Source organism: Spirillospora sp. NPDC127506 (assembly GCF_040302145.1).
GTDB lineage: Bacteria > Actinomycetota > Actinomycetes > Streptosporangiales > Streptosporangiaceae > Spirillospora.
This window is the reverse complement of the sequence record NZ_JBEORG010000021.1, coordinates 69056-84844: the sequence shown is the minus strand read 5'-3', so window position 1 is coordinate 84844 and position 15789 is coordinate 69056. Positions and strand designations below refer to the sequence as shown.

Here is a 15789-nt window from a genome sequence, read left to right as displayed (position 1 = left end):
CGGAACCGCTCCGGCCGGGGGACGAGGAGGAGACATGCGACTGCGGATCCTGGCGGCGCTGCCGCTCGCGCTGGCGCTGGCGCTGACCGCCTGCGGCTCGGGCGGCGGCGAGGACCCGGGCGTGGCGTCGGCGGGCGGCGCCCGGCAGACCGGCGCGGCGGGCGGCGCGAAGCCCGACCGGGACGAGATGGGCGTGAAGTTCGCCCAGTGCATGCGGGAGCACGGTGTGCCGATGGACGACCCCAAGCCCGGCCAGGGCATCCAGATCAAGGCCAAGGGCAAGAAGGAGACGATCGACAAGGCCATGGAGGCGTGCCGCGACCTCAACCCGATGGCCAACGCGACCGGCGCCCCCGACCCGCAGATGCAGGAGCGGGCCCGCAAGCACGCCGAGTGCATGCGGCAGCACGGCGTCGAGGCGTTCCCCGACCCGGAGCCGGGCCGGCGCGGCATCCGCATCGACGCGAAGGTCGGCGAGGACCCCGACTTCGAGGCCGCCCAGCAGGAGTGCCAGAAGATCCTCCAGGGCGGCGGGCGATGAGGTCGCGCCTCGCGGTCGCGCTCGCGGTCGGCGCGGTCGTCGCGGCCGGCGGAACGGCGACGGTGGCCGCGCTCGGCGGCGGCTCCCGCCCCGGGGATGCGGCGGCGTCGGCGCTGCCGCCCGGCACCGCGAAGGTCGAACGGCAGACGCTCCACGACACGCAGACCGAGGACGGGCGGCTCGGCTACGGCCCCGCGTCGACGGTGACGAGCCAGCTGAGGGGCACGCTGACCAAGGTCCCGGACAGCGGCGACAAGATAACCCGGGGCCACGAGCTCTACGAGGTGGACGGCGACCCGGTCGTGCTGATGTACGGGTCGAAGCCGTCCTACCGGGCGCTGACGGTCGGCACCGAGGGCTCGGACGTGAAGCGGTTCGAGAAGAACCTCAGCGCGCTCGGCTACGGCGGCTTCACGGTGGACGACGACTACACGTCCGGCACGGCCGAGGCCGTCCGGGAATGGCAGGACGACATCGGCGTGCCGGAGACCGGTGTCGTCGAGCTCGGCCGGGTCGCGTTCGCGGACGGGCCCGTCCGGATCGACAGCGTCCAGGCCGATCCCGGCGAACCGGTCGCGCCCGGCAAGAAGATCCTGTCCTGCACGGGCACCCGCAAGGCCGTCACCGTCGAGCTCGACACCGCCGACCAGCGCCTGGCGAAGAAGGGCGCCGAGGTGGCCGTGACGCTGCCGGAGAACGAGACCGTCACCGCGAAGATCGACGAGGTCGCGACGGTGATCGAGCCGGGGGAGCAGGGCCAGGATCCGACGACGAAGGTCGAGGTGACGATCTGGCTCGACTCCGCAAAGGCGAAGAAGGCCGCCGCCCGCTACGCGCTCGCCTCGGTCGACGTCGCCTTCACCGCCGGGACGCGCGAGAACGTGCTGGCGGTCCCGGTCACCGCGCTGGTCGCGCTGAGCGAGGGCGGTTTCGGGGTGGAGGTCGTGAAGGGCGCGACGTCCGGCTACGTCCCGGTCGAGACCGGCCTGTTCGCGGACGGGAAGGTGGAGATCTCCGGCCCGGGGATCACCGAGGGCACGGTCGTGGGGGTGCCGGAATGATCGAGCTGCGGGACGTGACGAAGCGGTATCCCGGCGGCGTCGACGCCCTCGCCGGGGTGTCGCTGGACATCGCGGCGGGCGAGCTGGTGGCGATCGCCGGGCCGTCCGGCTCGGGGAAGACCACCATGCTGAACGTCCTCGGCACGCTGGACCGCCCCACCTCGGGCGTCGTCCGCATCGGCGGGCACGACGTGGGGCGGCTCTCGGACGCCGAACTGTCGGCGCTGCGCGCGACCCGGATCGGGTTCGTCTTCCAGCACTTCCACCTGGCGGCCGGCACGCGGGCGCTCGACAACGTCGCCGACGGCCTCCTCTACACCGGCCTGCGCGCGGCGGCGCGGCGCCGCCGGGCGGCCGCGGCGCTGGAGCGGGTCGGGCTCGGCCACCGGCTGGACCACGAGCCGCACGAGCTGTCCGGCGGGGAGCGGCAGCGGGTCGCGATCGCGCGGGCCGTCGCCGGGGACCCCGCGCTGCTGCTCGCGGACGAGCCGACCGGCGCGCTCGACTCGGCGTCCGGGGACGGGGTGATGGCGCTGCTCCGCGAGCTGCACGCGGCCGGGACCACCGTCGTGATCATCACGCACGACCGGGAGATCGCGGCCGGGCTGCCGCGCCGCGTCCGGATGCGGGACGGCCGCGTCGTCGCCGACTCGGTCCCGGCCGGGGCGGCGACGTGACGGCGCCGGGCACGCTGCGGCCCGCGCGGCTGCGGCCGGGCGACGTGGTCAAGGTCGGCGCGGTCGGCCTGCGGACCCGCCCGCTGCGGGCCTTCCTGTCCGCGCTCGGCATCGCGATCGGGATCGCCGCGATGGTCGCCGTCGCCGGCGTGTCCTCGTCCTCCCGCGCCGACCTGGACCGCGCGCTCGCCGCGCTCGGCACGAACCTGCTGACGGTCTCGCCCGGCAGCACGCTCACCGGGGAGAAGGCGCAGCTTCCGGTCGAGGCCGAGAGCATGGTGGCCCGCATCGCGCCGGTGCGGCGGGTGTCGGCGATCGGCCTGGTGGACGACGCGAAGGTCTACCGGACGTCGAAGATCCCGAAGACCGAGACCAACGGGATCGCCGTCTACGCGGCCCGCACGGACCTGCGCGACGCGACGGGGGCCGAGCTGAGCCACGGCGTCTGGCTGAACACCGCGACCGGCGGCTTCCCGGCGGTGGTGCTCGGGTCGGCCGCCGCGGAGCGCCTCGGCATCGGCCACGCGGCGCCCGACGTCCAGGTGCTGGTCGGGGGCCGCCTCTTCACGGTGATCGGCATCCTGGAGCCGGTGCCGCTGGCCCCCGAGCTGGACACCGCCGCCCTGGTCGGCTGGCCGGCGGCGCAGTCGCGGCTCGGCTTCGACGGGCATCCGACGACGATCTACACCCGGTCGGCGGACGCGCGGGTCGAGGACGTCCGGGCGGTGCTCGGCGCGACCGCGAACCCGGCGGCGCCGAACGAGGTGGAGGTGTCGCGGCCGTCGGACGCCCTCGCCGCGAAGAAGGCGGCGGGCGAGGCGTTCACCGGGCTGCTGCTCGGCCTCGGCGCGGTCGCGCTGCTCGTCGGCGGCGTCGGGGTGGCCAACACCATGGTCATCTCGGTGCTGGAGCGCCGCGCGGAGATCGGGCTGCGCCGCTCGCTGGGCGCGACCCGCGGCCAGATCCGCACCCAGTTCCTCGCCGAGTCGCTGCTGCTGTCGCTGCTGGGCGGGATCGGCGGCGCGTTCGCCGGGGCGCTCGTCACCGCCGGGTACGCCGCCTACCAGGGGTGGCCGGTCGTCATCCCCGCGTGGGCGGTGCTCGGCGGCATGGCGGCCACCCTCCTCATCGGCGCGGTGGCCGGCCTGTACCCGGCGATCCGGGCGTCCCGCCTCAGCCCCACCGAGGCGCTCGCCGCCACCTGACCCGGGCGGCCGGCGCATGGACGGCCCGGGACGGGTGACACCTCGGACATGACGGAAACGGACGCCGAGGCCGTCACGCTCGTGGTCACGTGGGACGTGAAACCCGGCCGGGAGCGCGACTTCGAGGAGTGGGCCGAAGGGCTCCACCGGGTCGCGACGAGCCACCCGGGGCACCGGGGCGCCACGTGGCTGCGGGCCGAGGGGTCCCGGCACCGCTACTACACGGTCGTGCACTTCTCCGGCCAGGACAGCCTGGACCGGTGGCTGGAGTCGCCCGATCGCGAGGAGTGGATCGGCCGGCTCCGCGGCATCGCCGAGGAGCACCACCAGGACACCACCGGGCTGGAGACGTGGTTCAACCTGCCCGGGGAGTCCGTCCCGGCGCCGTCCAAGGCGAAGATGATCATTGTGACGTTCTGCGCGGTCTATCCGCTGAGCCTGCTGCTGAACGCGTTCGCGACGCCGCTGACGAAGGCGTGGCCGGTGCCGCTGCAGGCGCTGACCTTCCCGGTGATCGTGATCCCGCTGCTCACCGTGGTCATCATGCCCGCGCTCAGCCGCCTGCTCCGCCGCTGGCTGTACCCGGCCGGGCGGACCCACCGGCCCGCCCGGCCGGGCCGCTGACCGGCCGCGCTCAGGAGAGAACGTTCAGGAGGGCACGCTCAGGAGAGGAGGTCGCGGAGTTCCCGGACGGCCTCGCGGAGCCTGTCGGCGAACACGTGCATCGCGCCGGCGACCGGCCGCGGGGTGCTCAGGTACAGGTTGAAGCGGTCCGGGAGGAGGACGTAGGCGACGCCGATGCACTGCTCGCTCGTCGAGCCGAACCCGAAGTACCGGATGTTGGCGGACGGCGCCGAGCTGGTGCTGAGGTAGTCGTCCCGCATCTTCAGCCAGCCGGGCGTGTCGAAGAGGGGCAGCGGCTCGGTGACGCCGAGCTCGGCCCCGCGCCGCTTCGCGATCAGCTGCAGCTCCCAGAGGTGCTGCTCGGGCGCCTGCCCGGCCTGGCACTCCTTCGCGCGGCGGACATGGGCCTCGGCGGCGGCGCGGAAGGCGTCCCGGCGGGCCTCGGGACCGGCCGCCGGGTCGTCCATGGCCGCGACGAAGTCGAGCACCTCGGGGGTGACGACGCGCATCGCCTCGGTGCGCCCGTGCCGGTACTGGCGGGTGGCGATCGACTCGTAGGTGGCGCCGGTGAGGCCCTTCGCCCGCTTGTGGGCGAGCTGGTAGGCCATCTGGACGAACGCGTCCGGCGACGTCTTCAGGCGCTTGGCCTCGTCGGCGCCGAAGTCGTCGAACGACACGGTCGTCGTCGCGGTCGCGGCGGCGTAGGCGGCGAACGAGGCCGCGGCGTCCTCGATGTCCCGCCGCATGGCGCCGTCCAGGGCGAACTCGATCGGCTCGATGGCGGGGAGCCCCTGCGGCGCGGCGCCCGAACGCCGGGACGCCTCCTCGGGGGACGTGCCGAGCAGGGTGTCGACGAAGCCGAGGATCGTGGTGCCGTCCAGGCCGCAGTGCTCGACGTTGACGCCCGCCGTCCCGTCGCCGAACACGATGAACGACACGGCCTTGTCGAACCAGCGGTTGCCGCTGTCGCCGTGGAGGAGGTGGTCGCAGGCGTCGAGGGCGCTCACCGGGGCGAAGTCCTCCAGGCAGACGCAGAACAGCGCCGTCTCAACCTCGTCGAGCGCCTTCTCGTTGCCGAGGGCCAGCAGCGCGTCGCGGCTCGCCGCCCACTCGGCGCGGGCCTTGGTCGTGAGGTGCCCGGTGGACGGCTCCGCGGCCGGCTCCGCCTTCAGGATCGTGCCCAGACCGGCCCGCAGCTCGTCCAGCGTGTGGGGGCGGCCGTCCGGGCCGAGCACGTCCATCCGGATCATGTTGCCGCGGAAGAAGACCACGATGTGCCGGGCGCGGGACGGGCCGGGCCACGCGTCGGTGTAGGGCGCCCGGACGGTGTCCTGCTCGGCGCCGGGGATGCGCGTCGTGGAGAACAGGAACCGGTTCTGCGCCATCGACAGCGGGCGGCCGCGCTGCACGGCCGGCGGGATCCGCTCCTCGTCCAGCCGCAGCTTGTAGTCCAGCGCCCCGGCGATGAGCCCGGCGGCGCGCTCCACCTGGCCCTCCGGCGACTCCTTGAACAGGAAGAAGAAGTTCGCGTTCAACGCGATCCGGTCGCGGCGGCCGAGGTACCGGTACGGCCAGAACGTGTCGAGCCAGCTGTGCACGCCCTCGCTCGCGTCGTAGCGTTCGAGCTCCGCGTGCAGCACGCGGCCGGGGCCGTCCGGGCGGGCGAACTCGGCGAGCGCCGCCTCCGTCTCGGCGCGCTCGTCGTCGGTCAGCAGCGGCCCGCACCATTCCATGAACCGCTCGCAGGTCGCGTCGAGCGTGGGCAGCGGCACGCGCGGCAGGCTCGCCTCGTTGCCGAAGGTGCGGGACGAGAGTTCTTCGCTGGCGTTCACTTCGTTCCTCGTTGTGTCGGTGCCTCAGCCGCGCGGGCGGGAAATGTAGAGCTGCGCGTAGTACCAGCCGCCGGTCTCCAGGCCGGACGGGTCGACCCCGAGCTCCGCGAGGCGCTCCAGGACGGACGCCTGCTCCTCCGGCGTCGCGAACCTCCGCTGCCGGAACAGCCCGTCGCGGCGGACGGTCTCGTATCCGGCGGCGGCCAGGGCGTCCGCGATCGGGTCGAAGGGGAACATGCGCAGGATGAAATGCGCCATCCACGGCGGCCGGGCCGCGCAGGCGCCGACGATCCGGGAAATGGTGCGTTCGGTGACATAGCCGAGGCAGCCCGTGGAGATGACCACGTCCGTCGCGGCGAGTTGCGCGCGCTGTTCGCCGGTCGGCTCGCCGCTTTCCAGGTCGGCGTGCACGGCGCCGTCGAGGAAACCGGCCTCGAGCGCGTAGGAAAGGGCGCCGTCCGAGGCGTCCAGGCCGAGGAAGCGGACGCGGTTCGCGGGTTCACCGGAACGGACCAGCTCCCGGTCGCGGGCCAGCAGTTCGGCGCGCGTCCGCCGGTGGGCGTCGCGGCCGCTGTAGCGATCGTACAGCTCGGCCATCGTCGCGCCGTGCTTCACCAGGGCCGCGTTGATGCCGTACGAGCAGCCGATGTCGAGCACGGTCGGGACGGCGACCCGGCGCGCCTCCCGGTATTCGGCGATGAGCCGCAGGAAATGCGGTTTCGCCAGTTCCGGGATGTTGTAGTCGAGATCGCGGAGCGTGCTGAAATAGGCGCGGGGGTCGGGCCGCGTGTAGATGTGGTCGAGCGAGATCTTCCCAGTCGTGTCGACGCGCAAGAAACGGCCTCTCCTAGTCCAGCAACCGGTCGACCCGGACGGCGCGCCCCTCCGCCGCCAGGTGCTCGGGCAGCACGCGGCCGAAGAGCTGCCTCGTCCGCGCGACGCTGCCGATGACCCCCGGGCGCTCGCTGTAGGCGAAGATCGCCGTGTGCCGCGCCGTGTCCCCCCGGACCGTGCTCACCCGGTGCAGCGAGTACCGCCCCTTGAACAGCTGCAGGTCGCCGGGCCGCAGCGTGAGCCGCTGGACGAACCGGTCGCCGCGCCCGGTGAGCACGTCCCGGACGTCGGCGAAGTTCTCCCGCTCCGCCGTCCTGATGTTCGGGCAGTACTCGAAGACGCCCCCCTCCTCCGGCTCCTGCGTGAGCAGGCTGACGGTGAACTCGTTGGTGTCGAAATGCCAGGGATGCTCCATCCCCGGCCTGACCACGTTCAGGACCAGCCCCGACAGCGGGTCGCCCAGCTCGTGCACGCGCGGCAGCCCGAAGCAGCTCGCCACGAACCGCTGGAACAGCTCGTTCGAATAGAGCCGGTGCACGATGGACCCGGCCGGGATGCGGTCGCGCGCGACGAACGCGTTGCCCCGCTGGACGGTGATACGCCCGGGATGGCCGTCCGGCAATGGGGTGCCGACATCGATGTTGTAGGCGTTCACCGTTTCGACGTCATAATGGGCGGACGGGGCGATCGCCGCGCATTCCGCGCGCAGCGCCTCCTGCAATGCGGGACGAATGAAGTCGGGCAGCACGCAGCACCCCGATTTCGCCAGTTCGTCCCGGGTCCGGGAAACGATCTCGCGCCGGCGGGCGCCGTCCAGGTCGGTCAGCGGATAACGGTCCGTGTCGGCCACCTGTGCGAGAGCCTCCGCCGCGCCCATAGCGTTCCCTCCGCTTCGCCGAACCCCAGACGGGTTTTAGCACAGTCCTTCCGGGAATTCATGGCCCGCCTTTCCGGTGCGGTTTGTCAGAAAACGATAAGCCCCGCCCGTGACCTGTGCTTTTGAACGGTCCCGAAGCCGCGCGGGCGCCGCCGCCGGTGTGTCCCATCTCACCCGCCGGCCCGCCCCGCACGGCGGTGGGTAGGTACCGGGGGGGACACGGGGGAACGAGGGGGCGGTTGTGCAGACATTCCTGCCGTATGCGGACTTCACGGAAACGGCCCGCGTGCTGGACCGGCGGAGGCTCGGCAAGCAGCGCGTCGAGACGATCCAGGTGCTCCGGGCGCTCACCGTGCCCGGGTACGGCTGGCGCCGCCACCCGGCGGCGCTGATGTGGACCGGCTACGCGGAGGCGCTCGTCCGGTACGGCCTGGAGATGTGCGATCGCTGGTGCGCCCTCGGCCACGCCGACACCTGCGCCGGGACGCTGGTCGCCGACCTGGCCGGGGCGACGGGCCTCGGGCGGCCGCGGCCGCAGGACCGGCTGGCCGCGGCCGGCGAGCTGCCGCCCTGGCTCGGCGACCCGGACTTCCACCTCAGCCACCGGTCGGCGCTCGTCCGGAAGGACCCCGCCTTCTACGGCCCTCTGTTCCCCGGCGTCCCGGACGATCTCCCGTACGTCTGGCCGTCCTCGGACCGCACGTCACATGAGGCGGGAGCAGGAGGGTAGGGACGGGGAGTAGGGGGGTGCGCAGCCGGAAGCGTGAGGCACCGGACCGATGCTGAGAGAGCTGGTGGCGGCGAGCCACCTGATGTCCATGGAGCAGCTGCCGGGCGCGGCGGCCCGGTACGCCGCGGACGTGGGCCTGCACGATGTCGTGATCTACATCTCCGACCTTCAGCAGACGGTGCTGCGGCTGCTGACCGGCAAGGGCGTGGACGCCGGGGGAGACCCCGGGGACGAGAGCCCGGAACTCAAGATCGAGGGGACGATCGCGGGCCGGGCGTTCCAGACCATGACGCCGGTGGTCGGGCACTCGTTCGACGACGGCACCTGCCAGTACTGGCTGCCGATCCTCGACGGCTCCGAGCGGATCGGGGTGATCAGGGCCACCATCCGCAAGGACGACCCCCGGGCCAGGGACGACGCCGAGTACCTCGCCGGGATGGCCGCGCTCATCATCATCAGCAAGGGCCCCTACAGCGACTCGCTCTCCCGGCTGGTGCGCACGCGGGACATGACGGTGTCGGCGGAGATGCAGTGGCGGCTGCTGCCGCCGCTGTCCTTCGCCAACGACCAGGTGGTCATCAGCGCCGCGCTGGAACCGGCCTACAAGCTGGGCGGCGACACCTTCGACTACGCGCTGGCCGGGGACACCGTCCACTTCGGGGTCTTCGACGCGATGGGGCACGACACCAGGTCCGGGCTCACCTCCAGCCTCGCCATCGCGGCCTTCCGCAACTGCCGGGTGCAGCGGGCCGGGCTCGTCGAGGCGGGGCAGGGGATCGAGGAGGTGCTGGCCGAGCAGGACGGCAGCGGGCGCTTCGTGACGGCGGTCATGGCGGAGCTCGACCTGCGCTCGGGCATCATGTCGTGGATCTCGCACGGCCATCCGGCGCCGGTCGTCATCCGCAAGGGGCGCTGGGTGACCGTGCTCGACTGCCCGCCGGGGACGCCGCTCGGCACCGGCCTCGGCGTCCCGCCCGAGCTGTGCATCGAGCAGCTCGAACCCGGCGACCGCGTCCTGTTCTACACGGACGGCATCGTGGAGGCGCGCGACCCGGACAAGCGGGAGTTCGGCCTCCACCGCTTCGTGGACTTCGTCATCCGCCACGAGGCCGACGGGCTGCCCGCCCCCGAGACCCTGCGGCGCCTCATCCACAGGATCCTGGACCACCACGGCGGACGCCTCGACGACGACGCCACCGTCCTCCTCGTCGAATGGCACGGCTGGCCGGGGCAGGGGGACCTGCCGGCGGCGGGCCGGAGCTGACCACCACCGCGCGACCCCCGCGCCCCCTACCCGCGACCTCTTACCGCGTCCCGAGGGCGTCCATCAGCATCGGGTACACCTCGTGCAGGTCGCGCTGCCAGTACGGCCAGTCGTGCTGCCCGTCGAAGAACCGGGCCGTCACCGGCACGCCGAGGTCGCGCAGCCGGTCCACGAACGCGTGCGCGTTGCCGGCGGCGGCGGCCTCCACCGGGTCGGTGAACGGCAGCCGGCCGAGCGGCCCGCGCTCGCCGTTGCCGCTCGCCACCCACAGCCGGACGCCGCGCAGCCGCCCGGCGAGGTCGGTCGGGTTGTGCGCGCGCCACACGTCGGACTGGTCGTCGGGGTCGCCCCACACCCGCCGCCAGTCGGTGCCGGGGCAGGCGAAGGACGGTCCCCAGCCGATCGAGTCGTCGCCCGGCTCGTGGCCGTGGAGGGTGTCGACGTAGCCGCTGAACGACGCGGCGGCCCTGAACATGCCGGGGAAGCGGGCCGCGTAGAGCATGGCGCCGAGACCGCCCATGGAATTGCCCGCGATCACGCGTTCGGATCCGGCGCGGTAGCCGTCTTCGAGAATGCGGCGGAGTTCGGTCATGTGGAACGTCTCCCATCGCGGGGAGCCGCCCTTCCCGTAGTTCCACCAGTCGGAGTAGTTGCCGCAGCGGCCGGCGTCCGGCATGACGACGATCACGTCGCTGCGGGCGGTGAGCCGCGCGACGTCGGTGTCGCGCGTCCAGGCGGTGTAGTCGTCGACGCCGCCGTGCAGCAGCCACAGGGTGGGCCAGGTGCGGTGCGCGTCCTTCGACCAGCCGCGGGGGAGCAGGAGGCGGACCTTCTGCCGGCCGTCCACGGCCGGCGAGTCGATCGTCAGGTCGACCGTCCGGGACGCTACGGGCGCCTCGGCGACGACCCGCGCGCCCGTGCCGGCGAGCGCGGCGGAATGGGCCGCGAGCGGGGTCGGGACGAGCATGGCGAAGGCCCCCAGCCAGGCGGCGGGGGTGATGCGACGGAGCAATGCGGGGCCTTCCGGAAACACCGGCAGGGGTGGTGCCGGCCGTGGAGAAAGGGGAGCGCCGTGATACGGCCTATTTCTCTCCCTACTCCGAGTAGGTTCCCGCCGGATGTGCCGGGAAAGCGCAAAGCAAAAAGCGTATAAAATGCATTTCCGCGGTGCCGCCGCGGGATGGGCCGGACGTGCGGACGCCGGATGCCCCGGCGGGCATCCGGCGTCCGTCCGGGCGTGCTCAGGCGTCCGCCACCGGCTGCGGCGCGGGCCCCTGGACGTAGCGGACGGCCCACCGCACGAGGCGGCGGCCGATCCCGTAGAAGATGAGCGCCAGCCCGGCCAGCGGCAGCACGAGCAGCATGATCTGCAGCCCGGACGTGATCAGCTCCAGCGGGCTCGCGCCCGCCGACGCCTCCGCCGCGAGCCGGCGCATCATCCACCAGTCCTTGGCGACCAGGGCGGGGATCTGGGTGGTGATGAGGCCGATCTGGAACACCAGCATCGGGATGACGGTCAGCACCCACAGGGTGACGAAGACCTGCGGCCAGCGCTTGAGGTCGTTCAGCCGCGCGTCGGCCGGGCGCCGCAGCAGCGCCCGCTTGAGGATCGGCCCGATGTACTTGAACAGGTCGGGGACGCCGACCAGGTCGGACATGATGTAGTACCCGTCGAACCGCAGCGTCGGCAGCAGCTGCTGGATCATCTCGATGTTGACGTACAGGACGGCCACGAGCAGCGGCTCGAAGCCCGTCTGCAGGTACACCAGCGTCAGCGCCACCACGAAGATCGCGTTGAAGTACACGCCGGCGAGGTCGGCGCGCAGCCGGCCGCCGCGGCCGAGCCGGTACGACTCGGTGATGTCGGTGTAGAACGCCGGCCACACCAGGTAGATCCCGCAGCCCATGGTGCCCGGCCGGACGCCGCCGTACCGGCAGGCGGAAGCGTGCCCGACCTCGTGGAACGCGCACGAGGCGACCCCGAGCCCCATGACCAGCAGGATGCTGACCGGGTTCAGGATCGCCAGCGACAGCGCGTCCGACATCGACCGGGAGGTGAGCAGCCACCCCTCGCTCACCAGGAAGGCGGCGATGAGGACCGCCATCACCAGGGGCTGGAACAGCCGGGCGAACAGCCCGCCGATGAACCAGGTGAACGACTCGGGGAAGACCGCGACCTTGAACTTCAGCGCCAGCCACGGGTCGGACTTCACCAGCGGCGCCGGCGTGCCGTCGCTGTAGGTGGTGACGCCGAGGGGGGCGAGCTTGCGGTCGACGAGGTAGACGACCTGCTCGGCGGTCAGCCGGGCGCCGGCCTCCTCGCTCACCGCGTCCGCCACCCGGTCGAGCGCCTCCTGGACGTCGCCGCCCGCGAGGTCGCGGTGCTCGTGCAGCGCCTTGGCGACGCCGAACAGCAGCGGCGGCAGCCGGACGAGCTGCCGGTTCGGCAGGCAGACGAGCTGGGGCGGTTCCCGGTAGCCGGAGTTCTTGAACTCGCCGACGAGTTCGGCGCCCTCGGTGAGCGCGGGCAGGACGAGGGCCCGGGGCTCCCCGCCGTCCAGGTCCGGCATCGCTGGAGTGCTCATCAGTGGTGGTCGACCACGGTCGCCGGGACGCAGGTCAGCGTGGAGTGCGGCGGCTGCGCCAGCAGGCCCGTCCCGAGCAGGCCGGTGGTGCCCGGCGAGTAGGTGGCCTGGCACGCGTACATGACGACCGTGGAGCCGTGGCCGTCGCCGCGCGGCGCCGACATGGCGAGCCGCGGCGGCAGGACCTCCGCGTCGAGCCGGTCGAGGTCGGCGTAGCTGAGTTTCTGAGGGTTTTCGTGGCTCATGTGACAGCTTTCGCGTGGACGGGAAGAAGGGGGAAGGGCTGGCAGGAGATCGCCAGCCCTTCCCTTGCGGGCCGGAGCCCGCCGTTACGTCGAGGCGACTCAGCCGTTGTTGGCGATCGCCGTGCCCGGCAGGCAGCTGTGGGTGCTGGTCGGGTTCTGGGACGCGACGCCCAGGGCCGACAGGAGCCCGGCGTTCTGCTGGTTGTTCACGACCGAGCAGGACTGCTGGGAGAGGACGGTGCTGTCGTCGTCGCCACCGCCGTGGCCGGCGTTGAGGTTGAAGTTGTGGTTGTCGGTGTCGTCGCCGCCCCCAACGAGGAGGGTGGACAGCACGGCGCGCTCCGGCAGGACCTCGCCGGCCAGCAGGTCCAGCTCGGTGTAGCTGAAGGACTTCATGTGGTTCCTTTTCTTCCTTGTCACGCCCGGATCTCAAGGTGGATACCGGATGTCCCTTCCTCGCCACAGGTCGTAGCGAGGTAGCTCTACGTATAGCACGTGTTACGGACCGTGGCCAAGTATGGGGTCGGCAGACGTCGTCTCACGCCGTTTCGCGGGCCGGCGCATGCGCCCGCCGATCCGAGGTAGGACGCCTTACGTCCAGGCGCATGATCAGGAGGAGGCGGCATGGACGGCAGCAGCTTCAGCATCGACGTCGCGGCGATCCGGGAGCGCGCCCGCGCGAAGATGGCCGACGGCCCGGTGACCGAGAACTACGGCAGGAGTCCCGAGGAGGTCATCGGCGTCCTCAACGACGTCCTCGCCACCGAGATCGTCTGCTGGATGCGCTACGCGCAGCACGCGATCAGCGCCACCGGCATCGACCGGGCGCAGGTCGCCGCGGAGTTCGGCGAGCACGCGGACGAGGAGCGCGACCACGCGATGCGCGCCGCCGAGCGCATCAGCCAGCTCGGCGGCGACCCCGACTTCGACCCGGAGACGCTCGCCGAGCGCTCCCACACCGCCTACGCGACCTTCGACGACAACGACCTGAAGGGCATGCTCCAGGAGAACCTCGTCGCCGAGCGGATCGTCATCGAGTCCTACCAGGAGATCATCCGGTGGCTCGGCGACGGCGACGTCACCACGCGCCGCATCATGGAGGAGATCCTCGCCGAGGAGGAGGAGCACGCCGACGACCTCATGGACCTCCTCGGGCAGTGACGGTTCAGGCCCGCCCGGCGGGTATGCGAGCCGCATGGAATTCGGATACTCGCTGCTCTGCGAGCAGACACCGCCCAAGCAGCTCATCACCGACGGCGTGGAGGCCGAGGAGGCCGGCTTCGACTACGTCACCGTCTCCGACCACTACTTCCCGTGGCTGGAGGACCAGGGTCACTCGGCCTACGCGTGGTCGGTGCTGGGCGGGCTCGCCCACGCCACGCAGCGCGTCCCGCTGATGACGCTGGTGACCTGCCCGACCATGCGCTACCACCCCGCCGTGGTGGCGCAGAAGGCCGCGACGATGGGCGTCCTGTCGGACGGCCGGTTCATCCTCGGGCTCGGCGCGGGCGAGAACCTCAACGAGCACGTCGTCGGGCGGGACTGGCCCCCGGCCGACGTCCGGCACGAGATGTTCGAGGAGGCCGTGGAGATCATCCGGGCGCTGTTCGGCGGCGACTACGTCAACTACCGGGGCAGGCACTACCGGGTGGACTCGGCGAAGCTCTACGACGTGCCCGACCGCCCGGTCCCGATCGGGATGGCCGCGTTCGGCCCCCGGGCCGGGCGGCTGGCCGCGCGGCACGCCGACATCCTGGTCTCCGACCAGCCCGTCGCCGAGGTCGCCGAGCTGTTCCGCCGCGAGGGAGGCGAGGGCAGGCCCGCCTACGGGATGATCCCCGTCGCGTTCGGCGACGACTACGAGGAGTGCGAGCGGCGCGCCCACCGCGTCTGGAGGTTCTCGGCGCCCTCCTGGAAGGTCATGGCGGAGCTCCCGGGGCCGGTGAACTTCGAGGCGGCGACGAAGACCGTCCGTCCCGAGGACGTCGTCGAGTCCGTCCCGTGCGGCGACGACGTCGGCGACTACGTCCGGGCGGTCCAGCAGTGGGCGGACGCGGGCTTCACGCACATCTCGTTCTGCCAGTCGGGCGCGGACCGCCAGAAGGACTTCCGCACCTGGGCGGAGGCGGACCTCCTGCCCGCCCTCCGCGAACGCTTCGGCTGACCGGGAACCCGTTTCGCTCATCCGAAAGACAGGGCGACCCGTCGTCCGAATCGCGGCCATTCCCCGGCGCGGGGATTGGCTCGGCGAGCACAATATATAACGCGTTCTCATCTCCGGTGGGGCTGTCATCTCCGCTGTTGGCGACGCATGGGCGGTGATCGTCGCCCGGCAAATGATGCAGCCTGCACACATGTGATGCACCAGCTAAAGGACGGTCGAAACCGGGATTTGCGGCCCGACCGGGAAACATATCCACAGAAGATGTCCTCTGGATCATTGACCGTACAAGAAGTTTTCCCTACCGTCTTTCATAGAACGCGTTCTACTTGGAGCCGCCGAGTCCCTGGGCGATGATGCGAGACGGCTCCGGCTCCCGGTCCCCGATTCCCGGCGTCCCGCCGCCCTCCGGCCAAGGGCGCGGCGCGCGCGGCTCGGGACCACCACCCACCCCGTCCCCCGGGTGCAGGCGCGACGCCCGCCGTCCGAAATGAGGACTCCCTTGTCCCGCATCAGCAAGCCGGCCGCGATCGCCTCCGCCTCGGCCGCGGCCGCCCTCGCCGTCGCCCTGACGGCCACCCCCGCCCTGGCCTGGACCGCCGGTCCCTTCACCGCCGACCTCAACGGCACCATGGTCATCGACGCGGGGATCCCCGCCTCCTGCACGAGCTCCACCCTGTCCGGCACCGTCGACGCCGCCGGCAACCTCACCATCACCTCCGCCTCCGTCGGCGGCTGCGGCGTCACGGTCACGCCCAAGAACCTGCCGTGGAGCGGCAAGCTCGACAACGGCACCGCCTCCATCGACGGGTTCTCGATGAGCGCCATCGGCTGCACCTACGGTGGCGACATCACCGGCAGCTTCACCGGGACCGACCTTCCGGTCAGCGCCACCTTCACCGAGCAGACGGTCGCCAAGACCAGCGGCTGGCTCTGCCCCGGCTCCGCCACGGTGACCGCCACCTACGACTTCACCGCGGCGTAGCCCCGCAACCGACCCCCGAGAACCGGCCGGCCCGACGTCACCGGCCGTCCCTCACCCGAGCCCCCGGCGGCCCCGCCGCCGGGGGCGACCCTTTCCGGGGCGTTAACTGTGTGTTGCTGATCGACTACGCGGGTGCGCGGCGGGGAAGGCTCTTCCGGGGCCTTTCTT

17 protein-coding genes are annotated in these 15789 nt (G+C 72.2%); 10 read left to right on the top strand and 7 right to left on the bottom strand.

Annotated features, from left to right (window positions below):
• Positions 1-34 precede the first annotated feature (34 nt).
• Genes ABTW95_RS20810 through ABTW95_RS20790 form a run of 5 tightly spaced genes read left to right on the top strand, consistent with a single transcriptional unit; the run spans position 35 to position 4108 of the window.
• Entirely contained in the window at positions 35-541 is a 507-nt protein-coding gene (locus ABTW95_RS20810) for a hypothetical protein (protein WP_500227130.1), read from the top strand.
• Positions 538-1602 (top strand): peptidoglycan-binding protein, encoded by a 1065-nt coding sequence (locus tag ABTW95_RS20805; protein ID WP_396445672.1) that lies wholly within the window; start codon positions 538-540, stop codon positions 1600-1602. Before ABTW95_RS20810 ends, ABTW95_RS20805 begins: the two co-directional genes overlap by 4 nt.
• A complete protein-coding gene (locus ABTW95_RS20800; protein ID WP_396445671.1) occupies positions 1599-2279 on the top strand; it encodes an ABC transporter ATP-binding protein in 681 nt (226 codons plus the stop codon). The genes ABTW95_RS20805 and ABTW95_RS20800 overlap by 4 nt, the downstream gene beginning before the upstream one ends.
• A complete protein-coding gene (locus ABTW95_RS20795; protein WP_396445670.1) occupies positions 2276-3484 on the top strand; it encodes an ABC transporter permease in 1209 nt (402 codons plus the stop codon). Before ABTW95_RS20800 ends, ABTW95_RS20795 begins: the two co-directional genes overlap by 4 nt.
• A gap of 48 nt (positions 3485-3532) precedes the next feature.
• Positions 3533-4108, top strand: coding sequence for an antibiotic biosynthesis monooxygenase (locus ABTW95_RS20790; protein WP_396445669.1), 576 nt, complete (start codon positions 3533-3535; stop codon positions 4106-4108).
• A 38-nt stretch (positions 4109-4146) separates the two neighbouring features.
• On the opposite strand, the gene ABTW95_RS20785 is transcribed toward ABTW95_RS20790, so the two are convergent.
• The 3 genes from ABTW95_RS20785 to ABTW95_RS20775 are packed head-to-tail and all read right to left on the bottom strand — an operon-like array spanning position 4147 to position 7624.
• Positions 4147-5940, bottom strand: a complete 1794-nt coding sequence (locus ABTW95_RS20785; protein WP_500227129.1) for a choline/carnitine O-acyltransferase — start codon at positions 5938-5940, stop codon at positions 4147-4149.
• Between the two features lie 24 nt (positions 5941-5964).
• Positions 5965-6774 carry a class I SAM-dependent methyltransferase gene (locus ABTW95_RS20780; protein WP_396445667.1) on the bottom strand — a complete coding sequence of 270 codons (810 nt, stop codon included), beginning with the start codon at positions 6772-6774 and terminating at the stop codon, positions 5965-5967.
• A 13-nt stretch (positions 6775-6787) separates the two neighbouring features.
• Entirely contained in the window at positions 6788-7624 is an 837-nt protein-coding gene (locus ABTW95_RS20775; RefSeq protein WP_500227128.1) for a HalD/BesD family halogenase, read from the bottom strand.
• Between the two features lie 268 nt (positions 7625-7892).
• On the opposite strand from ABTW95_RS20775, the gene ABTW95_RS20770 reads away from it, so the two are divergent.
• Together ABTW95_RS20770 and ABTW95_RS20765 are read left to right on the top strand one after the other, a co-directional pair.
• Positions 7893-8381: an MSMEG_6728 family protein gene (locus ABTW95_RS20770; protein ID WP_396445665.1), complete on the top strand. Its 489-nt coding sequence runs from the start codon at positions 7893-7895 to the stop codon at positions 8379-8381.
• A 49-nt stretch (positions 8382-8430) separates the two neighbouring features.
• On the top strand, positions 8431-9645 hold the full coding sequence (locus ABTW95_RS20765; RefSeq protein WP_500227127.1) for a PP2C family protein-serine/threonine phosphatase: 1215 nt from the start codon (positions 8431-8433) through the stop codon (positions 9643-9645).
• Between the two features lie 40 nt (positions 9646-9685).
• Here the strand turns inward: ABTW95_RS20765 and ABTW95_RS20760 are convergent, their stop codons facing one another.
• The 4 genes from ABTW95_RS20760 to ABTW95_RS20745 all read right to left on the bottom strand — a co-directional run bounded on the left by ABTW95_RS20760 (position 9686) and on the right by ABTW95_RS20745 (position 12871).
• Entirely contained in the window at positions 9686-10657 is a 972-nt protein-coding gene (locus ABTW95_RS20760; protein WP_500227126.1) for an alpha/beta hydrolase, read from the bottom strand.
• Between the two features lie 229 nt (positions 10658-10886).
• Positions 10887-12230: a hypothetical protein gene (locus ABTW95_RS20755; protein ID WP_500227125.1), complete on the bottom strand. Its 1344-nt coding sequence runs from the start codon at positions 12228-12230 to the stop codon at positions 10887-10889.
• Entirely contained in the window at positions 12230-12475 is a 246-nt protein-coding gene (locus ABTW95_RS20750) for a hypothetical protein (RefSeq protein ID WP_396445660.1), read from the bottom strand. The genes ABTW95_RS20755 and ABTW95_RS20750 overlap by 1 nt, the downstream gene beginning before the upstream one ends.
• Before the next feature lie 99 nt (positions 12476-12574).
• Positions 12575-12871, bottom strand: a complete 297-nt coding sequence (locus tag ABTW95_RS20745; RefSeq protein ID WP_396454207.1) for a hypothetical protein — start codon at positions 12869-12871, stop codon at positions 12575-12577.
• Positions 12872-13099: 228 nt separating this feature from the next.
• Here ABTW95_RS20745 and ABTW95_RS20740 point away from each other — a divergent pair, with 228 nt between their 5' ends.
• The 3 genes from ABTW95_RS20740 (at position 13100) to ABTW95_RS20730 (ending at position 15621) form a co-directional block, all read left to right on the top strand.
• Positions 13100-13636, top strand: coding sequence for a ferritin-like domain-containing protein (locus tag ABTW95_RS20740; protein ID WP_396445658.1), 537 nt, complete (start codon positions 13100-13102; stop codon positions 13634-13636).
• 34 nt (positions 13637-13670) lie between these two features.
• Entirely contained in the window at positions 13671-14639 is a 969-nt protein-coding gene (locus ABTW95_RS20735; protein ID WP_500227124.1) for a TIGR03557 family F420-dependent LLM class oxidoreductase, read from the top strand.
• Between the two features lie 499 nt (positions 14640-15138).
• Positions 15139-15621 carry a PraA/PraB family alkane oxidation protein activator gene (locus ABTW95_RS20730; protein ID WP_396445656.1) on the top strand — a complete coding sequence of 161 codons (483 nt, stop codon included), beginning with the start codon at positions 15139-15141 and terminating at the stop codon, positions 15619-15621.
• The last annotated feature ends 168 nt before the right edge of the window (positions 15622-15789 follow it).